This is a genomic window from Zobellia roscoffensis (assembly GCF_015330165.1).
Classification (GTDB): Bacteria; Bacteroidota; Bacteroidia; order Flavobacteriales; family Flavobacteriaceae; genus Zobellia; species Zobellia roscoffensis.
The window spans coordinates 4,416,426-4,436,933 of sequence record NZ_JADDXT010000002.1; the positions used below are offsets into that span (position 1 = coordinate 4,416,426).

At 36.2% G+C, this 20,508-nt stretch carries 19 protein-coding genes; 7 read left to right on the forward strand and 12 right to left on the reverse strand.

What is annotated here, in order from left to right; genetic code table 11:
- Positions 1-79: 79 nt before the first annotated feature.
- From IWC72_RS17955 to IWC72_RS17970, 4 genes are all read right to left on the reverse strand, one after another.
- Positions 80-865, reverse strand: a complete 786-nt coding sequence (locus IWC72_RS17955; RefSeq protein ID WP_194530734.1) for a 3-keto-disaccharide hydrolase — start codon at positions 863-865, stop codon at positions 80-82.
- Positions 866-987: 122 nt separating this feature from the next.
- The gene (locus tag IWC72_RS17960) at positions 988-2,178 is read right to left on the reverse strand and encodes a DegT/DnrJ/EryC1/StrS family aminotransferase (protein WP_194530735.1); all 1,191 of its coding nucleotides are present in this window, start codon (positions 2,176-2,178) and stop codon (positions 988-990) included.
- Between the two features lie 50 nt (positions 2,179-2,228).
- A complete protein-coding gene (locus IWC72_RS17965; RefSeq protein WP_194530736.1) occupies positions 2,229-2,861 on the reverse strand; it encodes a nitroreductase family protein in 633 nt (210 codons plus the stop codon).
- Positions 2,862-3,024: 163 nt separating this feature from the next.
- Positions 3,025-4,317 (reverse strand): DUF2254 domain-containing protein, encoded by a 1,293-nt coding sequence (locus tag IWC72_RS17970; RefSeq protein ID WP_194530737.1) that lies wholly within the window; start codon positions 4,315-4,317, stop codon positions 3,025-3,027.
- Between the two features lie 172 nt (positions 4,318-4,489).
- Between IWC72_RS17970 and rlmF the strand changes: the two genes are divergently transcribed.
- On the forward strand, positions 4,490-5,443 hold the full coding sequence (rlmF, locus tag IWC72_RS17975; RefSeq protein ID WP_194530738.1) for a 23S rRNA (adenine(1618)-N(6))-methyltransferase RlmF: 954 nt from the start codon (positions 4,490-4,492) through the stop codon (positions 5,441-5,443).
- Between the two features lie 395 nt (positions 5,444-5,838).
- Complete coding sequence (gene lpxD / locus IWC72_RS17980) at positions 5,839-6,831, forward strand: UDP-3-O-(3-hydroxymyristoyl)glucosamine N-acyltransferase (RefSeq protein ID WP_194530739.1); 993 nt, start codon at positions 5,839-5,841, stop codon at positions 6,829-6,831.
- 114 nt (positions 6,832-6,945) lie between these two features.
- Here lpxD and IWC72_RS17985 read toward each other — a convergent pair whose 3' ends face one another.
- The 3 genes from IWC72_RS17985 to IWC72_RS17995 form a co-directional block, all read right to left on the reverse strand.
- Positions 6,946-7,587, reverse strand: a complete 642-nt coding sequence (locus IWC72_RS17985; protein WP_194527559.1) for a response regulator transcription factor — start codon at positions 7,585-7,587, stop codon at positions 6,946-6,948.
- A 723-nt stretch (positions 7,588-8,310) separates the two neighbouring features.
- On the reverse strand, positions 8,311-10,176 hold the full coding sequence (locus tag IWC72_RS17990; protein WP_194530740.1) for a PorP/SprF family type IX secretion system membrane protein: 1,866 nt from the start codon (positions 10,174-10,176) through the stop codon (positions 8,311-8,313).
- 176 nt (positions 10,177-10,352) lie between these two features.
- Positions 10,353-11,615, reverse strand: a complete 1,263-nt coding sequence (locus IWC72_RS17995; RefSeq protein ID WP_194530741.1) for a TolB-like translocation protein — start codon at positions 11,613-11,615, stop codon at positions 10,353-10,355.
- Between the two features lie 358 nt (positions 11,616-11,973).
- Here IWC72_RS17995 and IWC72_RS18000 point away from each other — a divergent pair, with 358 nt between their 5' ends.
- From IWC72_RS18000 to IWC72_RS18020, 5 genes are all read left to right on the forward strand, one after another.
- A complete protein-coding gene (locus IWC72_RS18000) occupies positions 11,974-12,534 on the forward strand; it encodes a TetR/AcrR family transcriptional regulator (RefSeq protein ID WP_194530742.1) in 561 nt (186 codons plus the stop codon).
- A gap of 56 nt (positions 12,535-12,590) precedes the next feature.
- On the forward strand, positions 12,591-13,022 hold the full coding sequence (locus IWC72_RS18005; protein WP_194530743.1) for a DUF1348 family protein: 432 nt from the start codon (positions 12,591-12,593) through the stop codon (positions 13,020-13,022).
- A gap of 73 nt (positions 13,023-13,095) precedes the next feature.
- Positions 13,096-13,509, forward strand: a complete 414-nt coding sequence (locus tag IWC72_RS18010) for a DUF1348 family protein (protein WP_194530744.1) — start codon at positions 13,096-13,098, stop codon at positions 13,507-13,509.
- Positions 13,510-13,773: 264 nt separating this feature from the next.
- Entirely contained in the window at positions 13,774-14,763 is a 990-nt protein-coding gene (gene gap / locus IWC72_RS18015; RefSeq protein ID WP_194530745.1) for a type I glyceraldehyde-3-phosphate dehydrogenase, read from the forward strand.
- A 137-nt stretch (positions 14,764-14,900) separates the two neighbouring features.
- The gene (locus IWC72_RS18020) at positions 14,901-15,995 is read left to right on the forward strand and encodes an aldose epimerase family protein (protein WP_194530746.1); all 1,095 of its coding nucleotides are present in this window, start codon (positions 14,901-14,903) and stop codon (positions 15,993-15,995) included.
- Between the two features lie 12 nt (positions 15,996-16,007).
- Here IWC72_RS18020 and IWC72_RS18025 read toward each other — a convergent pair whose 3' ends face one another.
- The 5 genes from IWC72_RS18025 to IWC72_RS18045 form a co-directional block, all read right to left on the reverse strand.
- A complete protein-coding gene (locus tag IWC72_RS18025) occupies positions 16,008-16,868 on the reverse strand; it encodes an SDR family oxidoreductase (RefSeq protein ID WP_194530747.1) in 861 nt (286 codons plus the stop codon).
- A gap of 20 nt (positions 16,869-16,888) precedes the next feature.
- Positions 16,889-17,086 (reverse strand): hypothetical protein, encoded by a 198-nt coding sequence (locus tag IWC72_RS18030; RefSeq protein WP_194530748.1) that lies wholly within the window; start codon positions 17,084-17,086, stop codon positions 16,889-16,891.
- 93 nt (positions 17,087-17,179) lie between these two features.
- A complete protein-coding gene (locus IWC72_RS18035; protein ID WP_194530749.1) occupies positions 17,180-18,040 on the reverse strand; it encodes an AraC family transcriptional regulator in 861 nt (286 codons plus the stop codon).
- A 188-nt stretch (positions 18,041-18,228) separates the two neighbouring features.
- Positions 18,229-19,113, reverse strand: coding sequence for a M14 family metallopeptidase (locus tag IWC72_RS18040; protein ID WP_194530750.1), 885 nt, complete (start codon positions 19,111-19,113; stop codon positions 18,229-18,231).
- Positions 19,114-19,279: 166 nt separating this feature from the next.
- A complete protein-coding gene (locus tag IWC72_RS18045; protein ID WP_194530751.1) occupies positions 19,280-20,428 on the reverse strand; it encodes a fasciclin domain-containing protein in 1,149 nt (382 codons plus the stop codon).
- Between the last annotated feature and the right edge of the window lie 80 nt (positions 20,429-20,508).

Here is a 20,508-nt window from a genome sequence, read left to right on the forward strand (position 1 = left end):
TTTAGGAGGCTCCTTGAGTTTAAAAGCAGCATTAAAAATGTAGTCTAATCATTTATAATCTACATCTGAATTATGATGTTTATAATTTTCTTAACCAGATATTTCTGAACTGAGTTTTATTACCATGGTCTTGAAGAGAGATAACATCATCACCATGTGCAGAAGGGTAGTTATGTAAACCTATGTAATAGGTATTGCCATTTATTACTGTATGATTTTGAACCAAGACACCATTATGAAGTACTGTAATTTCAGCTTTTGAATCTAGACTTCCATCTTTTTTAAATCTAGGAGCTCTATAAATTACATCGTATGTGTTCCATTCTAGCGGGCCGCGCATAGCATTTACCAACGGTGCGTGATCTTTGTAGATACTACCTGCTTGTCCGTTACGGTAGGTTCTATTATTATATGAATCCAGAATCTGAAGCTCATATCTGTTTTGCAAAAATAAACCACTATTACCACGTCCTTGGCTTTCTCCTTCAACTTTATCCGGTGCGCTAAATTCAATATGTAACTGGCAATCACCAAACTTCATTTTAGTGCTGATGCCACCAGAACCGGGAACTACTTCAAAATGGTCATTATCTACTATTTTCCATGGTGCTGGTTTTGTGTTGTCTTTCTGACTTGTCCATTGATCAAGGCTACTACCATCAAATAATATAATAGCATCAGAAGGAGCATCTCCTAATACTTTTGCCGGAGTTACTACTGCTACTTCTGGCTCCCAGATTTCTGTCATCTGAGGTTTCATAGGCATTGGTGATACTTCTGGGGGTGTACTTGAGTGTTTTTGCGCTGTTACTTGCAATGAAAATGCAGCTGCAGCCAAGAAGAAAAAATAATTTTTTGAGTTCATAATGATAATTACATTTTGTTTTGGTTCTGTATTATTTTATAAGGAACTAAATATAGTTATAACTAATTAAAAGGGATTTCATCCAAAGGAAAAAACACTCAGGTACTTTTAAGACAAAAGCATTAGAGGCCTGAAAGTACTTTTTTCATTTTTTGGGCGCGCTCCTCTACTTCTTCCGATGACCAGCCTAATTTAACAAGGCATGAAATGGTACGCCCCACCCATTTATCAGATGCTGAAAAATCTGATTTTGAATAGTCTGGTAACTGTTTCTGGACTTCCGCCGGTAATCTACCCAAAGATTTTTTCTCAATTAAATGTTGCCATTCTCGGTAATAATGCCAATTATTATCAAACCAATAAAAACATGCATCAACACCAGCTTTACCTAATTCACCATGTGCTTTTTTAGCCGTTTCCGTATTTGGAAGAAAGAAACTTAAAAAGGCATAACTTTCCTTGCCGCCCTCAGGTACCCTTCTAAATTCTACGTTAGGCAAATCCTGCAATGCTTCCCTTAAAACGGAGTAGTTTTTCTTCTGAATCGCCAAGAACTCGTCCAACCTTTCAATTTGCGCCAAACCTACAGCCGCATGCAATTCTGAAATTCTGAAATTATACCCTAAAAACGGATGTGTCTCCGCTCCCCTATCTTTTCCTACATGATCATGACCGTGATCGGAATAATGGTCGGCATTGATTTTATACGTGTCATTATTTGTAATTACGGCTCCGCCTTCTCCGCAAGTAACGGTCTTTACATAATCAAAAGAAAAACAACCTAAGTCTCCATAACTTCCTAACGGTTTGTTTTCAAAAGTACCTCCTATAGCCTGACAAGCATCTTCTAACAACAATAAGTTATGTTTATCACAGATAGTCTTCAAAGCTTTTAAATCTGCCATTGAACCACACATATGTACAGGCATAACCACTTTTGTTCGCTCTGTTATAGCATTTTCTACAGCTTGCGGGTTCAATGCCAAGGTATCATCTACATCAACCAGAATAGGGACTGCGCCAATTGCTAAAATAGATTCAAAACTAGCCACAAAGGTAAATGTGGGCATTATAACTTCATCTCCAGCACCAATACCTGCACTTGCCAAAGCTACCGTTAAAGCTGCGGTACCACTGCTTACCAGTTGCGTATGTTTCACCTGCATTTTTTCCACTAGTTTTTTTTCTAACTCCAAAGCTTTCCAGTGACCATTTCGCATACCATCAAAACCGTAGCGCATTAGTACTCCTGAGTCCAGTACATCATTTACTTGTTGGCGTTCTTTATCTCCGAATAGTTCAAATCCTGGCATACGTTTTTGTAGGTGTTAGGCGTTAGGCGTTAGGCGTTAGGTAAAAAATTTCAATTTATCTCAATGATGCTCTCTTCTAGATTTTTACGGACTTTTTTAAATTCTGAAAACACATCGTCATCAGCGCGGTAGCCCACCGGAAGTACCAAGACAGAGGTTAATCCATTTTTCTTTAAATTCAATATATCATCATAAACGGAAGGAACAAAGCCTTCCATTGGGCATGAATCTATTTTTTCTAGAGCACAAATAGTCAGCAAATTCCCAAGTGCCAAATACGCTTGGTTTTTGGACCACTGCTCAATCTCATGAACTTCTTTTTTTGAAAAATCGGCCATTAAGGCATTTTTGAACGGATCTAAAATATCTTGGCTCGTACCCCTCACCTTTTTAACCTGTTCAAAATACTTATTGATATATGTCTCATTAATATCATTCTGAATACAGATAACCAACACATGAGAAGCCTGGGCTACTTGTTGCTGGCCGTACGAATGTTCTACCAGCTTATTCTGTAACCCTTTATTATGAATTACGGCCAAAGTAATAGGCTGCAGACCGTAAGAAGTTGCCGTGAGGTTGAAAGCTTGTTTTAAACGTTCAATTTTTTCTTGCGGAAGTATTTTTTCCGAATTAAACTTCTTTACGGCATAGCGCCATTCTAAATCTTTAATAGAATCCAAACTCACTTTATTTATGCTTCCACTTTGGCGGAATATGATGATTAGCTCTATTTAAAGGTAGAATTATATAAAACTTCAACGTATTTATATTTTCTTGGCCAATCTTGTGCAAAAATAGGATAATTATGAAACACAGCCCAATCAACTAGATGCTTGTCTAAAATTAAACCATACCTTTTTTGAAGAGTTTTAAAAGTTGTTTCCTATCTGCGGTGTTTTCAATGTGTTCTTTAATGTCTTCTTTTAGATTTTGCAATTCCATAAAAACTAAAGCCCTATTCTCATCTGAAATGTTTGGTCCTTTAGTTATGAACTGTAGAGCCCCAATTAATTCATGTATTACCGCACTATCTTGTTTTGCATATAGTCTAATGGGCTGAACTATAATACGCATGAGGTCAGTTGCGGTTATATTATTCTTTATTAAAATACACTTCCCGCTTTCTACCGGTTGAGAGGTTATGTGAGGAAATTGAAGATATTTACTCAATAACCTTCCTAATTTAGCAATGGCATCTATAGCTGTACCCGGGTCATTAATACCAGGGGACATGGCCTTTACAGCTATTTCCATTAATTTAATCATTCCACCAACCCCCTTATCATCTTCATGGCGATCAGAAGATATGTCAATACAGAACATAAGATTTTTTAACTCATCATCCAATATCGTTTCCTTGATCCTAAGAATAGGCATTCCTTGCCATAAGTGCTGATTTAGGTATGGTATAACCTCTATCTGGTTTTCTTGTTTCTCTATAGATTTTTTAAGCAATTTGCTATCAAAACCTCTAAAATATCCGGTTTTGTCACTGTTCAGAACTATCCATCCAGAGGTGTCAATATATTGTAATGCAATTTTAGAAACATCCGAATTTCTCAATTCACCATCTGCAAACCCATTACATTTTTCAAAAATCTTGTCAATAATATTCTGTATTTGAATGGCTCCCGAAATACTATGGATAAAGTAAACAAAGAGCCCAATACAAGATACTGATAAAATTGCAGCAAACATGGTAGACAGTCCCACTGTATTGGCATCTATTCCGCGTGCACCAAGAGAAGTTAGAATTATAATGCAGTACAATAATGTACCCACATAGGTCCCTAATATAAATTGATGCTTACTATTAGAGACTAACCCGGGAAGAAGTCTTGGCGAAAAGTTGGAAGAAGCCTGACTCAAAACTACCATAACCATTGAAAAACTAAATACGGTTAGCGAAATGATTCCGCCTATGAAAACGGAAAGAATGGAACGAGCCGTCTCATAATCCTGAATAAACAAGTAGGGGACTTTTTCTTTGATAGACTCTATAATTTTAACGTCTTCCAATGTTAAAGTGACCATAGCTAGAACGACACATAATATGGAAATGAGTACCGGATAAAAAGCAATACTACGCAGGACCTCCCGATAAGTTTTCTGTAAAAATTTTATAATTGTTTTCATTTCTACAATTAAATTTAAGCGTCAATCTAGAGTTACTAGATATTTATAACGTAAACCAATCAGAAAAGTTAGTCTGTTATTTATATCTTGCTGTTTTTATAGAAACCAATATGCGTAATTAAGATATTTAACTTAGGCACTATTGAAAATCTTTATAACTCTAAAGTAAATCATGTCCTCAGAAAAACCACAAGAAAAAGCGCGTCTACACCCACGAAATAAAAATCGGGAGAGATATGATCTAGAGGCTCTAAAGACTTCTAACCCTAAGATAAAAGATTTTATAAAACCTAACCAATTTGGAGTAGAGTCCATTGATTTTTCTAACCCTCAAGCGGTTAAGCTTCTAAACACGGCTTTGTTAAATCATTACTACGGCATAAAAAATTGGGAGTTCCCTGATGAAAATTTATGCCCGCCCATACCTGGGAGAGCAGATTACATACATCATATTGCAGATTTGTTAGGTGACGCCAATTCTGGTACCGTTCCTACAGGTGATAAAATATCTTGTTTTGATGTTGGTATTGGGGCCAGTTGTATTTACCCAATTATTGGAGTTACAGAATACGGTTGGCAATTCTTTGGCTCTGATATAGATCCAAAATCAATTGCATCGGCGCAGCATATTATCAATTCCAATACATCATTAAGAGGCAAGGTGGAAGTTAGATTACAAAAAAGTGCAAGAGATATTTTTCGCGGTGTATTATCGCCCGAACAAAAAATAGATATTGTAATAAGCAACCCTCCTTTCCACTCCTCAATTGAAGAAGCACAAAAAGGAACACGAAGAAAAATAAAGAACCTATCCGGTAAAAAAGTAAAAACACCAGAGCTCAATTTTTCAGGGGTTAACAATGAACTTATTTATGACGGAGGAGAATCTAGGTTTATTGAGAATATGATTTGGGAAAGCAGGAAATTATCCAAAAATTGTTTCCTATTTTCAACTTTAGTATCAAAAGAATCAAACCTTAAACGTATTTACAAATTATTAGAAAAAGTTGAAGCTTATAAAACCACAACAATCCCAATGGGAACCGGTAATAAATCTAGCCGAATAGTTACATGGACCTTTCTTTCTGACGAAGAACAAAAAGAATGGGTCAAAACCAAATGGTAAGCAAACTACCTCAGGTCAAGCCCATGAGGAATTAAAAGGAATACATTTTAATTTCAAGGCAAGCCTCGGAGCGTTTAATCATCATTATCGAGTAAATTCCCTTCCTTACAAAGACAAACCTATATTATATAAATAATTTTACCTTCAACTCTTCAGTATTTTAACTATATTCCCATGAAAACGTGCGAGATAGACATTTTTTGACCTCGAAAAAACACTGAAATCTTCTCAAACACCCTATTTCTAGTACTCATACCACTAATTTTAATTAGCAAATACGCATCAAAATATAAATTACTAAAAATGAATAAATAAGCGATATATAAACATGCTTGCTCAAAAGCAATATTGATTTCACTTTTCTGTTTAATTAACAACCAACTCATAATAAACCAATGACATCTTTCTCTGTAAGTGAAATTAACGACATTCTTAAAGGCGAATTAATAGGCAATACCAATCAAATAATTCAAGGAGCTGAGGAATTAAAAAAAGCAAATAACAATCAAATAAGCTTTATCGGGAGCCCTAAATATTCAAAAATTTGGTCAGATTCCAAGGCTTGTGCCGCTCTAGTATGTCCAAAATCTGTGATTGAACCAGGTGACAACCGTGCTTTTATCAGGGTAAAAAACGTGGATTTGGCCATGGCAGAAATATTAACATTATTTAAACCATCTACACCCGTTTTTGATACGGATATACACCCAACAGCCGTAGTACATGAAACCGCAAAAATTGGCGATGGCTGTAAAATTGGAGCCAATTGCTATGTAGGAAAAGATGTAGAATTAGGAAAAGGTGTTATTCTATACCCCAATGTTTGTGTGTTTGATGAAACTACCATTGGTGAAGGTACCGTTGTATGGTCCGGAACTACTATACGTGAACGTTGTGTTATTGGCAATCACTGTATTTTTCATATTAACGTTAGTATTGGCGCAGATGGTTTTGGATATAGACCTAGTGATGATGGCCGAGGGCTTGTAAAAATACCTCAGATAGGTAATGTAGTCATTGGAAACTATGTTGAAATTGGCGCAAATTCGTGTGTTGACAGGGCCAAGTTCAGCTCTACTATTATTGGTGATGGCTGCAAAATTGACAACTTAGTACAAATAGCTCACAACAGTGTTATGGGGCGTTTTTGTATTATGGCCGGACATAGTGGTCTTGCGGGATCTGTTACTTTAGGTGATGGAGTTATGATTGGAGGTAGTGCCTCAATTAAAGATCATACCACCATACATTCTGGGGCTACGGTTTGTGCTGGTTCTGGAGTTATGAATGATGTAGAAGCAGGCAAGACCGTTCTTGGTTACCCTGCGCAAGAAGCAAGAGATATGCTTAAAGAATGGGCTTCAGTCAGGAGACTCATTAAGAAATAAAATTTAGTTTAATTTATAAAACAAAAAAAGCTTTACAATATGTAAAGCTTTTTCTTTGTAAAATGGAGGCCCTCCTATTGAACCTCCGGGGGAAAGCAACTATTCCTTAGTTGTTTATACCAGTGCATTAGAATATTCTAATTCTTGTAACTTTCTAAGTGCTTCCGATTTGGAGTTAACATCCAATTTTAAATAGATGTTCTGCACATGAAAATTGATTGCGCTGGCTGTTACGAATAATTTCTCGGCAATGGTCTTATATGTAGCTCCTTGGCTTAAATAATCTATCACCTGGTTTTCTCTTTCTGAGAAAAATTCATTGGATTTACGCTGAAACTTTGAAATAATCTGACTTATAATATCATTGCTCATTGTTGCGCCTTCTGACTTGATCGAATCGAGTGCATTGTAAAGGGCGCGTTCAGTCACCGGTTTAGATAGGTAGCCATTTGCGGTATTTTTGAACGCTTTTTTGACCAAGTCAAAATTGTTCTGTGCGCTGAGCATGATAATCTTTACTTTCGGGTCTTTCTTTCTAAAAAGGCGAATACCTTCTATGCCATTAATTTCTGGCAAAGAAACTTCCGAAAAAATAATGTCTGGCGAAACGTTATCATATTCTGCCAAGGCATCCTTTACCGAAGCGTAAATTCCTTTTAAGGAATACTCCGAATACGAGTTAAAATAAGTCTCATAAGATTCATGCGATGTTACATCATTATCAATTACGATAATTTTTAAAATGTTTGATTCCATGGTAGTGGGATTTTTAGCATCCTATTGAAAATCAATAGAACACATGGTTAATTTTGGGGTTTACTATTAATAGATAATCGCTCGGTAAAACGATTTTTTATTCAAATTTTGGCGTAAGCAGGCTCTTTCTCAGTGATTTAAAAATCAAGAGATTTTGTTAACTGCTTTTTATTGTTCGTAATTAAGACCTATGGTTATGACAGTATTCTGCCGGGCCTTAGTTAAAAACTAAAACAGGTATATGCGCTATACGCTGGGTGAATCGTTAAATTTTATTGCTGTAGGTAAGGCTCTAAAATTTAAAATGATTGCTTTGAAATTTTATCTCTATCAGAGGCAGAGATGTTGCACTTTTTTGAAGTGATCAAGTGTGCTTTTCTTGTGGTAATTGTGTAGGTAATGTTGCATGGTTTGTGCGATTTGGGGATTAATAAATAGGTTGCTTTTGGTATGATTATAATCAAACTTAAGCATTATTTGTATCCTACCCACTGTAAGATCGCCCATTTTCGTTAAACGACAGTCAAAGACCCTGGCAGATTGCATTATATCGGTATTTTCATACCAATTATCGATGCTCCGAAATCAAAAAATTAGTTAAAAAGGAGGTGAAAAATGTAAAAATAGTGGTGAAAAACAAAAAAACAGCGGGGCCTCCCCCGCTGTTTATAGCCTAATTTTCTACCAAAAAATCAGGTCCCACTAACCATAAGTTAATATTGTTTAATCTTCATATGTGTTATTCACTACTGCAGAATGATCATCTACTTGCATAATCCATTTCTCATCGTTGTACTTTCCGTTCAGATTAGAAACGTATGCTGTTTTAGCATCTTCTTTAAAGTTATAATCTGCTAAGTATACATAATGTAAACCGTTCTCTTTGTTGTAAAACTGTCTTGCATCAAGACCTTGCTCTTTTAATGTTTCCATAAAGGCATTCAAATACTTTTTGTTTGAATACACATTAGCAATTACATAGTATCCTGATTTTACACCAACTATATCTGATTGGTTTAAAATTTTGATAGGAAGCTTTACGTAATCCTTTATTTCCTTAGCATTTGCATCTTCTTCAACAATTGGCTTAGATGCTGTCTCTGCAACAACTTCAACTGTTTTTTCTTGAATTCTTTCTTGTTTAGAAACACCAGACATTTGAGTTTCATTTACTGCTAAGAAATCTTGTACATCATTAAACCTTGCATCACTATCATTAGCTGTAGTTACATTCTTAGGGGTATCCTTTACGGTATTAGAGGCTAAAGCTGTGTACTCTGGTGGAACTGGCATCACTTCTTCTTCAACATCTGGCTTCATGTTTTCTTTAATTTCTTTCTTCAATACATCTACCAAAGACTTTAAACGCTCTTCAAATGCAGCATCTCTAGCAGCATCTATAGAGTCTTGTCTTATAATCATCTCATCTAAAATTAACCTGTTTTCGTAAGCCATACCGTTAATATCTTCTTCTATTTCTGTAGAAATTGAATTGGTAAAGCCTCTATTTGCAATGGGAGTATTATTTCTTTCGTTGTTCTTTTTGTTCTCTGCTGTCAATCTTAAAATTTGCTCCTCATAGTTTCTTACAATACGGTCTACTTTGGCATCTTCTGAACTATCGGCATACGCATCCATACTAGAGCCATGGTTATCAAAAGTATATGCTAAAGACACCTCGTGGTTCCATCCTAAATCAGCATCATCCGTCATTAAATCTTTTTCTAATAAATAACCTAAAGACATACGCTTGCTTAAGTTAAAACCTAGTCCTAAAGAAAGACCGTAATCATCATCAAAGTTTGTCTGAAACCAACCTAAATTAGGCAAGTCTAATAATACTGATCCTACGTAACCTAGTCCACCATCTTTGTTCTTACCAACTTGTACCATTGGCATTAAACGCGCATTGGCAAAAAGACCTCTGTTAGCCAAAAACTGGTGTGTATACTGTACTGAAGCTTTTACACTCTTAGTACTTAGGTTCGTTAAAAATTCATTGGTTGTTTGGTTATATTTAAAAAGTTCTGTTGCGTAAAGGCCAAAATCAAATCCGCCTAAAGACAAGGTTACCCCTGGTTGAACTGCTACTTTACTCTCTTTTTTGGCATCTGAAATCTTAGTATCCGTTTCAGCTACTACTATTCTATTTTGGTCTAAACCTTCTGTATAATAGGTAATATTCGTACCAAAAGTTAACTTACTCTCATCTCCTAGTTGTACAGCTGTAGCGTAATTGGCATTAAAACCAAATTCTTGAACAACGCCGGACCATTGGCTGTATACACTGATACCCAATGCTGATTTATCATTAAGCTTATTACTGAAGCCCAAAAAGTAGTTCTGGTTGTTATCTTCAAACGTAGCATATTGGTTTCTGTGAAGAATGTTAATATATGACTTGTTCTCTCTTACCAACGAAAATGTTGGGTTGATCAAAAACCTGTTAAAGAACAATTGATTGTGATATGTGCTCTTTGTACTGATCTCAGTCACTGCTTCTTGTCCGTAGTTAGACTGTGTACCAAAAATGGTACATAATAAAAGGAGCAGGAAAATTGTGTTGATATTATTTTTTATGTGGCTCATGGTAGTGATATTATGGGATTATTGAAAACTGTTGGTAATAAAGTGTGCTCTAATTAATTTTGAAATTTGGAACTATTGTGGTAGATGTCCATTATTTCTTAGAACATTTAGATTACCTAAAACTGGGTTATAAACCGGCGACGGTAATCGCCGGTATTATCTTATCCCCCATTTTATTAATCTTCCTCAAATGAATTGGAAGTGTATCTTGCTTTAGAATCTACGTTGAAAGCTTCTAGCGCTCTGTATTCGCCTTCGTCTTCTACAGACCTCTTATTAGCATAAGTAAAAGCTACCTTCTGTACCGCAGTTTTATTATTACCACGGTTAGACATTACATAACCTTTTCCATTATCTGAAGTGAACGAAATGGCAAAATCATCTTCGCCACTATTAATTGGGCTACCAAGGTTAACTGCAAGATCTACATGTTTTTGACCTACTTGCGTCATATACACATCTAGTCCGCCTTGTCCTTTTCTACCTTCTGAAGCAAAGAACAACGTATTTGTTCCTACCACATTTGGGTACATATCATCTTTCTTAGTATTTACCTTTTGACCAAGGTTTTTAGAGACACCCATGCTACCATCTTTACGAATAGCAGATACATATATGTCATACTCACCAAAGGTACCTGGCATGTTAGAAGCAAAAAACAAACGTTTCCCGTCTGAAGATATAGAAGGGTGCATTGCAGACGCATGCTTAGGAGCAACCGCTACTTCCTTAATATTCTTCCACTCACCACGTACTTTTTCCGCTCTAAAAATCTTGTGCACTTCCTCACTTTTAGAAAAAACACCATATAAAGGTTTTACTTCTACCTTTTTACTAAAATAGGCTGTTTGTCCGTCTGGTGTTACCGCAACTGGCATCTTATAACCGTTGTGGTCTTCACTTTCTTCGCCTAAGAAGTTTCTGAGTTCGTTTTCAACAATAGTTTGATCATCTACTATAAACTGACCATCTTTTCGTTGAAAATCCAACTCTCTATACCTTTCTGTTAAAGGTTGATCCAATATATTCTTTGAATTATGTTTCTTTACTTTATAATCAGACTCAATTTGAGCGACCCAATCATTACTATCGGACCTGGTAGCTGATCCAACATTTTGATATTTAGTCTTTGCGTAATCATAACGCTTCTGATAGTTTTTACTTAAGGTGCCAGAACTGTTTACCTCTTTTAACTTATCATACCAAAACAAGGCGGTATCATAATTTTTGTTCAAGAAGTTGGCATTGCCCAAGTCTTCAAAGATGGCTTTATCCTTATACCCTTGTTTTTTAAGGTATTGGTAATTTTCCATCCTCTTGTTGGTTGCCTGGTGAATCTCTGTAGCATTACTACTACTGGAATACTGAGCAGTCATAGAACTGCAACAGCACGAAAAGACGCAGGCAAAAAGCACATTGTAGGTTAGCGCATTTTTCATAATAAATTCGATTAGGGGTTAATATCTTCGACAAAGTTCAGAAAAACTCTTATACCTACAGTTAGCAATAATTCATAGGTTTTCACTTAAATCATGCTTTTTTATGTTAAAATCATCGGTGAAATGCATTTTTATAGGTTTATGTACCAAAAAAACCGATAAAACTACTTTTCCTTTACTAGTAATTCTTACCAGTTTTAAATATTTCCTTGTTGAATAAAAACCTAGTAATCAAATGGTTTTTAAAAAAAAGTAAGAAATTTATTTAGTAGCATAGTCTATCATAGCATATTTTGTCGTATATTCGTACAAGAATAACTAGATAGCATTTAAAGTATAGCGTTACCTTTAACTTACTATGGCAAAAGAAAGTGTAAAGGATCGAATAATCTCAGCGGCATCTGACCTTTTTTATATAGATGGGTATAACCAGACGGGGATTAATAAAATTTTAGAAGTTGCTCAGGTTTCAAAAGATAGTATGTATCGGCATTTTAGGTCCAAAGAAGCCATTGCCGTTGCTTACTTAGAGAAGAGACATTGGTTATTCATGCAGGGCTTAGAGGAATTTGTAGTCAATGAAAAGGATGGAAACGATAAAGTACTTGCAGTATTTGATTGTATCGAATATTATATAGGAAAGTTTGAGTTTAGAGGCTGCGGATTTCAAAATATTATAACAGACTTGCCTAAGGGGCAGGATTCTATCGTAGAAGCTGTAAGAATACATATTAATGATTTTCATTTATTCATCTATAATGAACTTAAAAAGAATGCTATAGCCGACAAGAAAGCAAAAGAACTAAGTGCCGAAATATTTGTGCTATTAGAAGGTGCCCTAATATTATCACAAATTCAAAAAAGCACCGCCCCAATAAATGTAGGAAAGAGAGCCTGTAGAAAAATTTTAAATATGTAATTTTTTTTTGAAACAACCAAACAGACTGGTCTGTTCGTAAAACCAGCTAACAAACTATGAAACCGACACCACTTCAACCGTTTTCCATGGAAACTGCAAAAAAAAAGATCAAACAAGCACAAGAGGCCTGGAACACCAAATGCCCGACCAACGTTTTGACCCATTTTTCAATACAAAGTAAATGGCATAAAGGACCACTTTTAATAGAAGGTCACAAGGCTATAGAAGACTACTTAACGGACAAATGGAACAAAGAAGAAAACTATCAACTTAAACTGAAATACATGGCTCACACAGATATGAGTATTGCTGTTCAGTTTGTTTATGAATTTAAAACTGATGATGAGTTATGGTATCGCGCGTACGGAAACGAAACCTGGGAGTTAGATAAAAACGGGCTTATACAAAATCGCTTCATTAGAGTCAATGACTTCCCTATAGAAGAAGAAGAAAGAATGTTACATCTAGAGCATGTATCCATTTCCTAAAATTCCTTCAGACCGCTTGCCCTTCTGTAAAAATGATAAAGCAAAAAACAACTATTTTGTAATAATCCGTACTATGAATAAAAAGTTGGTTTTACCCGCATTTACGTTAAGAGCGGCCAAACAAAATATTCAGCGTATAGAAAATGCTTGGAATAGTAAAGACCCTACAAAGATTGCAACAGTCTATACTTCTAACTGTGAGTGGTACAATGGTCCCGATTTCTTGTGTGGCGGTTCTAGCCTTCAAACCTTTTTAAAAAATAAAAGAGAAAAAGAACTGGGCTTTAAGCTTAAACTAGAATACTGGGCACATACGGACAAGAGTATTGCCGTTAGGTTTGAATATGAATACCATACGGAAACAGGACAATGGCATCGCGCCTATGGAAACGAGACTTGGGAATTTACTGAAGATGGTCTTATAGAAAAACTTTTTATTAGAATTGTAAACTCTCCTATATGTGAGAGTGAAAGAGAATTATACTAAAGATTCTATTCATCGTCTCTTCGTATAAAGCACAATACAAATTCAATAGAGCTCTCTATTATTGTTCGTAACGGTTATACTTTGGTAAGTAAACTTATAACTTCTACCACTTGCCTAATGGTGTGATTGACCTTTTGGAGGTTAACATCATTTTAACGCCTTTAAAGTTGGTTTAGACCCTTAAGTACGACAAATGGAATGTAGAAAGAATTTATATTCAATTTTTTACTACACCTAAAAACAAACATATATAGATTTTAGACTATGAAAAAAATAGCAATTAACGGAATGGGCCGTATTGGCCGTACTGCATTAAAAGTAATGCTAGAAACACCAGAATTAGAGGTAGTAGCGGTTAATGATATCGCCTCCATAGAAAATATAGCTTATCTGTTGGAGTATGACAGTGTTCACGGAAAGTTCGAAAAATCAGTAGAATTCCAAGATGCTAGACTTATTGTAGACGGAAAAGACATTCGTTTCTTGAACGAAAGAAATCCAGAAGATCTTCCATGGAAAGAATTAGATATTGATGTCGTTGTAGAGAGTACTGGTATTTTTACCAATTATAATGATGCGGACAGACATATTAAGGCAGGTGCTAAAACCGTAGTATTATCGGGTCCTTCTAAAAGCCCTGAAGTTCCAACTGTTGTTCATGGTGTAAACTCCGAAGATGGCAAGACAAGTATCTTTTCTTGCGCTAGTTGTACTACAAATAACATTAGCCCAATTATAGAAATAATTGGTAGACGCATCGGAATCAAAAAAGCGATTATGACCACTATTCATGCCGATACAAGCTCTAACGCTATGGTAGATTCACCTAATAAAGGTAATTTTAGAATGGGGCGTTCAGGTATCAACAACCTTATACCCACAACAACAGGAGCAGCAGTAGCTACCACTAAAGCCTTACCAGAATATGCAGGAAAATTTGATGGTATGGCAGTTCGTGTTCCTGTGGCCGTTGGTTCTGTTTCCGATATCACCATCGTAACCGAAAAAACGGTTACTGCGGAAGAAGTCAATACAATATTAGAAGAAGAAGCCCAGACGGACCGTTATAAAAAAGTGTTACAGACCACATACGCTCCTTTGGTTTCTAGTGATATTATTAAAAGCCCTTACGGTTCTATTGCTGATTTATCTCTAACAAAAGTTGTAGATGGAGATTTACTTAAAGTATTGGCTTGGTATGATAATGAATGGGGCTTCACCAATCAAATGGTACGTCAGATATTGAGTTTATAAATCTGAATTTTATTAAGGTTCCCTTTTCTATTTACTTATATAGATTAAAACAGGTCAAGCTTTTATAGTTTGACCTGTTTTTACTTTATAGCCCTTGTACTTTTTTGTAATTTGATGCGATTTCTAAATTTCAAATTTTGAAGAGGATACTTGTTAGAAGCGCAATTTTTATATTAATGACTTATACCGGCAGCGCTCAAACCATTACAAAAGAACATTGGGGGAAAGTTAATGGCAAAGAAGTTTTGCTTTACACTATAACTAACACCAATAGTATGAAAATGCAGATTACTAATTTGGGCTGCATTATAACTTCCCTTTTTGTACCCGATAAAGATGGTAATCTAGATGACGTTGTTCTTGGCTTTGATAATTTAGAAGATTACCTAAACGGACACCCAAGTTTTGGAACAACGGTAGGCAGATACGCCAATCGCATAAAAAATGCGCAATTCGTACTAAATGATTCCGTTTACAAACTCACTGCAAATGCAGATGGAACTGCCATACATGGTGGAAACGAGTTTAGAGATGCCATTTGGGATGCTAAAACCATAACTTCAGAAAACGGACAAGGAATTCAGTTTCATTACCTCTCACCAGAGGGTTCCCATGGTTTTCCAGGAAATCTTGATGTTTACGCTACGTATCTGTTAAATGACAATAATGCAGTTCATGTAACTTTTGAAGCCACTACCGATAAAGATACCCACGTGAATATGACCAACCATAGCTACTTCAACCTGAACGGGGCAAATGAGTTGATATATAACCATGAACTAATGGTTGATGCGGACACCTACACAGAATTTGGTGAAGACATCACCCCCACTGGAACAATGCCCCTCTTAAAAGATATGGCTTGGGATCTTTCTACTATGACACGAATTGGAGATAAAGTACACGACATTCCCTTGAACGGATATCATCATTTTTATATTTTGAATAAAAAGGATGGTGAAATGAAAAAGGCTGCAGAGCTTATTGAACCCACCTCCGGAAGAAAATTAGAAGTATTTACCACACAACCGGGAATAACAGTTTATGCCAGCAATGGTTTGGACAATATCACAGGGAAATATAATATTGCCTATAAACCACATGCTGCCATTTGTTTGGAAACACACCACCATCCAGATGCCATGAACCATCACAATTTTCCTTCCACGGTACTAAAACCGGGTGAAAAATATTCTGAAGTTGTTATCTATGATTTTGGTACGCTACAATAAAAAATGTCCATCTTATGAGGTCTGATTGTCTCTTTTGAACGCTTCTATAACTTCAAGATGGTCTTTGTGAGGTCTACCTGCCGCCAGTTCATAATTGGATTCAATATCGTTAGAACCATTGCGGATTCCTTCATAAATACCAGCTATAATTGTTCCCATAAACTCACCTAATTCCGCTTTTCTTTCTTCGGCATAGTCTTCAACGGAAAGAGAATTGTATTGTAGGTCAAGACCATACACCTCATTGATAAGCTCGGCAAGCTTTAACTGAGTAATAGCTTCACCCATCAGGTTATAGATATGCCCGTTATGATCATTCTCCGAAAGCATTTGCGCATATGCATACCCCAACTCTCCTCGGCTGGTATACCCACATTTGCCATTGCCTGCACAATTTTTAATTTCTCCATCTTTTGCATAATGGTCTATATATTCCAAATCGGGTTCAATGTAAATCCCGTTTCTACCAATAGCCCACTCCAGTCCAGATTCAATAATATCTTGCTCTGTCTGACGATTACTTTTCACCACAGGGCTAAAGGCCGTTTGCTTTTCATCACCAATAATACTGGTATAAACAATTTTCTGAACACCGTTTTGCTTTGCAGCTTCAATGACATTTCTATGCTGCTGTATTCTTTTCTCAGGTGCATCCATTCCAGAAACCAAAAGAACAACATCTATATTCTTTAGAGCAGCATCAAAGTCCGGGCGACTGTTATAATCTCCCTTTCTTATCTCAACTCCTAGATTACTGGCTTTCTCCGGTGTGCGGGCAATACCCACTACATTGTCTTTCCCTACCTTATTTATAAGATGTCCTACAATAGATGCACCTAACTGACCACTGGCTGAAGTAACTGCTATTTTCATGATTTCTTTTATTTGTTGGATTACATTTTTGCTTTAAGCGCTTCTAGTTCTTTCTCTAGGTTATCTGCTTTTTCTTTAAATTTCTCCATAGCCTTTTTCATTTGGCCAATTTTCTTAAAAGCTTCTTCGTCTTGAACGGCCCGATAGGTAACCACACCGTCTTTCTCCTTTATTTTTGATTTACTACCACATGTTGGGCAAATTGCTATTTGACTCATAATTCTAATTTTAGAATACAAAGTTCTATGAATACAAAGCATTGGTAAAGGTTAATCAACTACCAAGAATGGTAAATCTGAGAACCTATTAAATTAAAAACTAGATTTAAATTCCTTTGGAGTAAGGTCTGTATGTTTCTTAAAGAACTTAGTGAAATTTGTAACCTCATCAAAACCAATGTCGTAGCTAATTTCTTTTAGACTTTTATCAGTGCTCAATAGTGCTCTCTTTATCTCTAACACCACATACTGGTCAATAAAATGTTTGGCTGTATTAAGAGTAAAGACGTTAACCACCTTGCTTAAATGCTTTGTACTTATCATTAGCTTTTGGGCATAATCCTTTACGTTTCTTGTGGTCCTAAAATTAGATTCTACCAGATTGTTAAACTGAAGAAATAAAGGGTAGTAATCACTATGTTGGGTTGACTTAATTGTTGAATTGGCCTCACGCTCTAATCTTAACAAGTAAAGCTCAAGAATTTTTGCCAAAATGTTTTGCTGGGCATAGCTGGGCTCAAGATTCATTTCTTCAATAATCTGCTCAATAAACGGCTCACAATTAGTGTTCTCTACCAGTGGGTCAGAAAGATGATAATTGTATAAATGGGAGATAAACTCAACTGAATATTTGGAAAAATATTTTAGCACAAAATCTTCCGTGAAGATGACAAGGAAACCCTTATAATCCATATCCTCCTGAAAGGAATGCACCTGTCCTTTTGCAATTTTTAAAACGCTCCCTTTTTTAATAGGATATTCTTTAAGGTCAACCCTATGAAAGCCACTACCCTCAGTAACCATAAGTAAGGCGAAGAAAGTAATACGATGCGGTTTGTTAGGGTTATGATCTAAACCTTCTACTATTTTTGCAGATAGGTCCGATATGCTTAGCACTTCAAACTCCTTGGTGTTTTCTTGCCCTTCAAACGCTATATTAGGAATGTTCTCCAATGAAGTTTTCTTTTCTGATTTTTAAATAGGCTCTTAAAGTTAACCAATAATAAAATACACTGGTTTGTTAGCGATGCTCACTTATACACATTACCGTATCTCCTTTATTTATTGGAGGTGTAGCTAGTTTATATAGAATAACACCGGAACTGGTTGCCTTGTACTCGGTAATGGTCTTCCCGAATTCATCAGTGGTACGGCCAACAATATCTCCTTTTTTTTACGGAATCACCTGCTTTTAGAGGACTATAAAAGATGCCCTTTTCATTTGACCTGATGTAGGTTTGGTGATTCAATTTAATTAAATCTGGTTTGGGAGTAGTTTTTGGCCCGTCGTACATGTTCATTTGAGCGAGCATACTATAAACTCCGGTCTTAATCAATTGAACCGATTCTTCTTGAACATTCCCTAGTTTACCAGCTTCAATGCTCAACGCGGTTTTCCCGTCTTGTACGGCTTGCTTAAACACATATTTGGCAGGATCTTCATCTTTTAATGTATAGGGATAAGAAACCACGTATTCAAAACCACTATTTTCAGAAAGTTCTTTTGCTTTTCTGGTTTGTTCCTGTTTCTGTTCATTATTGTAATAACAAATAAATGGAATTAGGTCTTCACATGCATCTCCACCATGGATATCCAAAAAAACATCGCTTACAGGAATAATTTTCTCCGTAATACTATATGTCATTCTTTGAGTTATAGAACCCGAAGCATCTCCCGGAAAAGCTCCGTTTAAATTTGTTTTATCCTGCGGATTCATAAAGGGCGTTCGCGTATAGAAAGAAGCCCTATTGGCTATGGGAATAAAAATAAGTGTGCCAGCCAGTTTATCCACATCAATTTCTTGCATTAACTCTTGTGTGGCTACAATGGGTGGATACTCAAACCCATGAACGCCCGCAACTATGGTAAAAACAGGACCATCTGTTTTTCCTTTTACAATTGAAACGGGCAAGTACCCTTCGTTGCCCAAATCATCAGTGACATCTATTTTAATATTCGTGGTCGTACCTCTTGTTTTCTCGTTAAAAACTTGCTTAAAGTTACCTTGTGCCAAGGAAATGGTCATAAAAAAAATAGTAATCCCGTAAATATTATTTTCGTTGTCTTTGGTAATATCATACGCTCATTTTTTCACGATTAGAATGTCTCGCGATTTGGGGAATTAAAAAGCGCTAAATATAGAGATTTGGGCTGTAAAGATTACAGCGATTCAACAACAATATAACAAAACTCTAATTAAGAATCAAAAGTGCTTTTTGTGGAATAAGAATTTTATCTATGGTATGAATAACTCCATTTGATGCCTCAATATCAAACTCCACAAAATTAGCCTTAAACTCAGAAGCATCCTGTAGCGCAAGTCCGCCAGAACCTTCAACTACATCTACTGCATCATCTTCAATTAAAGTGGGAAGCGAGCCTACTTTCAACTCGCTACGCGGAATAACCTGTGCCACGGCATGGCCTAAAATTATCTCTCTTAACGCCTGCTGTTCCAATATGTTAGAAAAATCCGAAAACGAATTATAATCGTCACCAAGTGTATTGAACAATTCCTCAATGGCTTCGTTCGTTGGAGCAAAAACAGTTAAGTCACCATCATTGAATCTACTTTCCAAATCTGCTTCTTCAATGGCCTCAGCGAACATAGAAAGGTCTTCGTTCCCATTTATCAACTCCATTAGTGAAGATGGGGATTCTGGAAATAAATCGGCAAGAACGGCCTCTGGAATCAAAACTTTATCAATGATATGGATAACTCCATTGGCAACTTGAATATCCGCTTCGGTAATCTTTGCGTCGATCTCTGTGGTATCAATAATATAAACATCACCATCTACCGTAATTTTTATCTCTTCGGATTGTAACGTTTCCAAAATGGTTCCGTTAGACAGTTCTGTTGAGAAATTGGCTCCACCAATAACAGCATGGTATTTTAATACTTGGGCAAGAATCTCTTTCTCTAGTTCCTCATCAAAATCCAGAACAGCCGCATACTCTTTTAAAGATTCCAAAAAATCGGCAAAAGCCTCATTACTTGGCACAAAAAATGTAACCGTTCCATTTTCGTCGGAAAGAGCATCCGTAAGGGTATTGTCAATTACATTCAAGGCATCCGAAGACATGGACAAACTCTCTTCAGAATCAATAAACTCTACGGCATTCAATAAGGATTCTTCCTCTGAGGTTTCCTCCTCCTCTTCTTCTGCAGTCTCTTCTCCAGTAATTTCTTCTTCCTCTTCCGTTTGTTCTTGGGCCACCTCTTCTTGATCCACATCGTCAATAGGGTCACTGTCATTTGAACACCCTATGGCTATTGCCAAAACCAAAATTAAAGAGGCTATATTTTTTAGAAATTTTATAGTAATCATCATTTTCATAGCGGTTATTTATCTGGGCTACAAAGTAGTTCTTTAATAAAAACACAAACCCTGCTTTTCTTTAATTCTAGGTTAGCTTA

Excerpts from the sequence above, each read along its gene's own strand:
- IWC72_RS17955 (WP_194530734.1), bottom strand. The coding sequence starts at position 865 with ATGAACTCAAAAAATTATTTTTTCTTCTTGGCTGCAGCTGCATTTTCA.
- IWC72_RS17960 (WP_194530735.1), bottom strand. The coding sequence starts at position 2,178 with ATGCCAGGATTTGAACTATTCGGAGATAAAGAACGCCAACAAGTAAAT.
- IWC72_RS17970 (WP_194530737.1), bottom strand. The coding sequence starts at position 4,317 with ATGAAAACAATTATAAAATTTTTACAGAAAACTTATCGGGAGGTCCTG.
- rlmF (WP_194530738.1), top strand. The coding sequence starts at position 4,490 with ATGTCCTCAGAAAAACCACAAGAAAAAGCGCGTCTACACCCACGAAAT.
- lpxD (WP_194530739.1), top strand. The coding sequence starts at position 5,839 with ATGACATCTTTCTCTGTAAGTGAAATTAACGACATTCTTAAAGGCGAA.
- IWC72_RS17985 (WP_194527559.1), bottom strand. The coding sequence starts at position 7,587 with ATGGAATCAAACATTTTAAAAATTATCGTAATTGATAATGATGTAACA.
- IWC72_RS17990 (WP_194530740.1), bottom strand. The coding sequence starts at position 10,176 with ATGAGCCACATAAAAAATAATATCAACACAATTTTCCTGCTCCTTTTA.
- IWC72_RS17995 (WP_194530741.1), bottom strand. The coding sequence starts at position 11,615 with ATGAAAAATGCGCTAACCTACAATGTGCTTTTTGCCTGCGTCTTTTCG.
- IWC72_RS18000 (WP_194530742.1), top strand. The coding sequence starts at position 11,974 with ATGGCAAAAGAAAGTGTAAAGGATCGAATAATCTCAGCGGCATCTGAC.
- IWC72_RS18005 (WP_194530743.1), top strand. The coding sequence starts at position 12,591 with ATGAAACCGACACCACTTCAACCGTTTTCCATGGAAACTGCAAAAAAA.
- IWC72_RS18010 (WP_194530744.1), top strand. The coding sequence starts at position 13,096 with ATGAATAAAAAGTTGGTTTTACCCGCATTTACGTTAAGAGCGGCCAAA.
- gap (WP_194530745.1), top strand. The coding sequence starts at position 13,774 with ATGAAAAAAATAGCAATTAACGGAATGGGCCGTATTGGCCGTACTGCA.
- IWC72_RS18025 (WP_194530747.1), bottom strand. The coding sequence starts at position 16,868 with ATGAAAATAGCAGTTACTTCAGCCAGTGGTCAGTTAGGTGCATCTATT.
- IWC72_RS18030 (WP_194530748.1), bottom strand. The coding sequence starts at position 17,086 with ATGAGTCAAATAGCAATTTGCCCAACATGTGGTAGTAAATCAAAAATA.
- IWC72_RS18040 (WP_194530750.1), bottom strand. The coding sequence starts at position 19,113 with ATGACCATTTCCTTGGCACAAGGTAACTTTAAGCAAGTTTTTAACGAG.
- IWC72_RS18045 (WP_194530751.1), bottom strand. The coding sequence starts at position 20,428 with ATGAAAATGATGATTACTATAAAATTTCTAAAAAATATAGCCTCTTTA.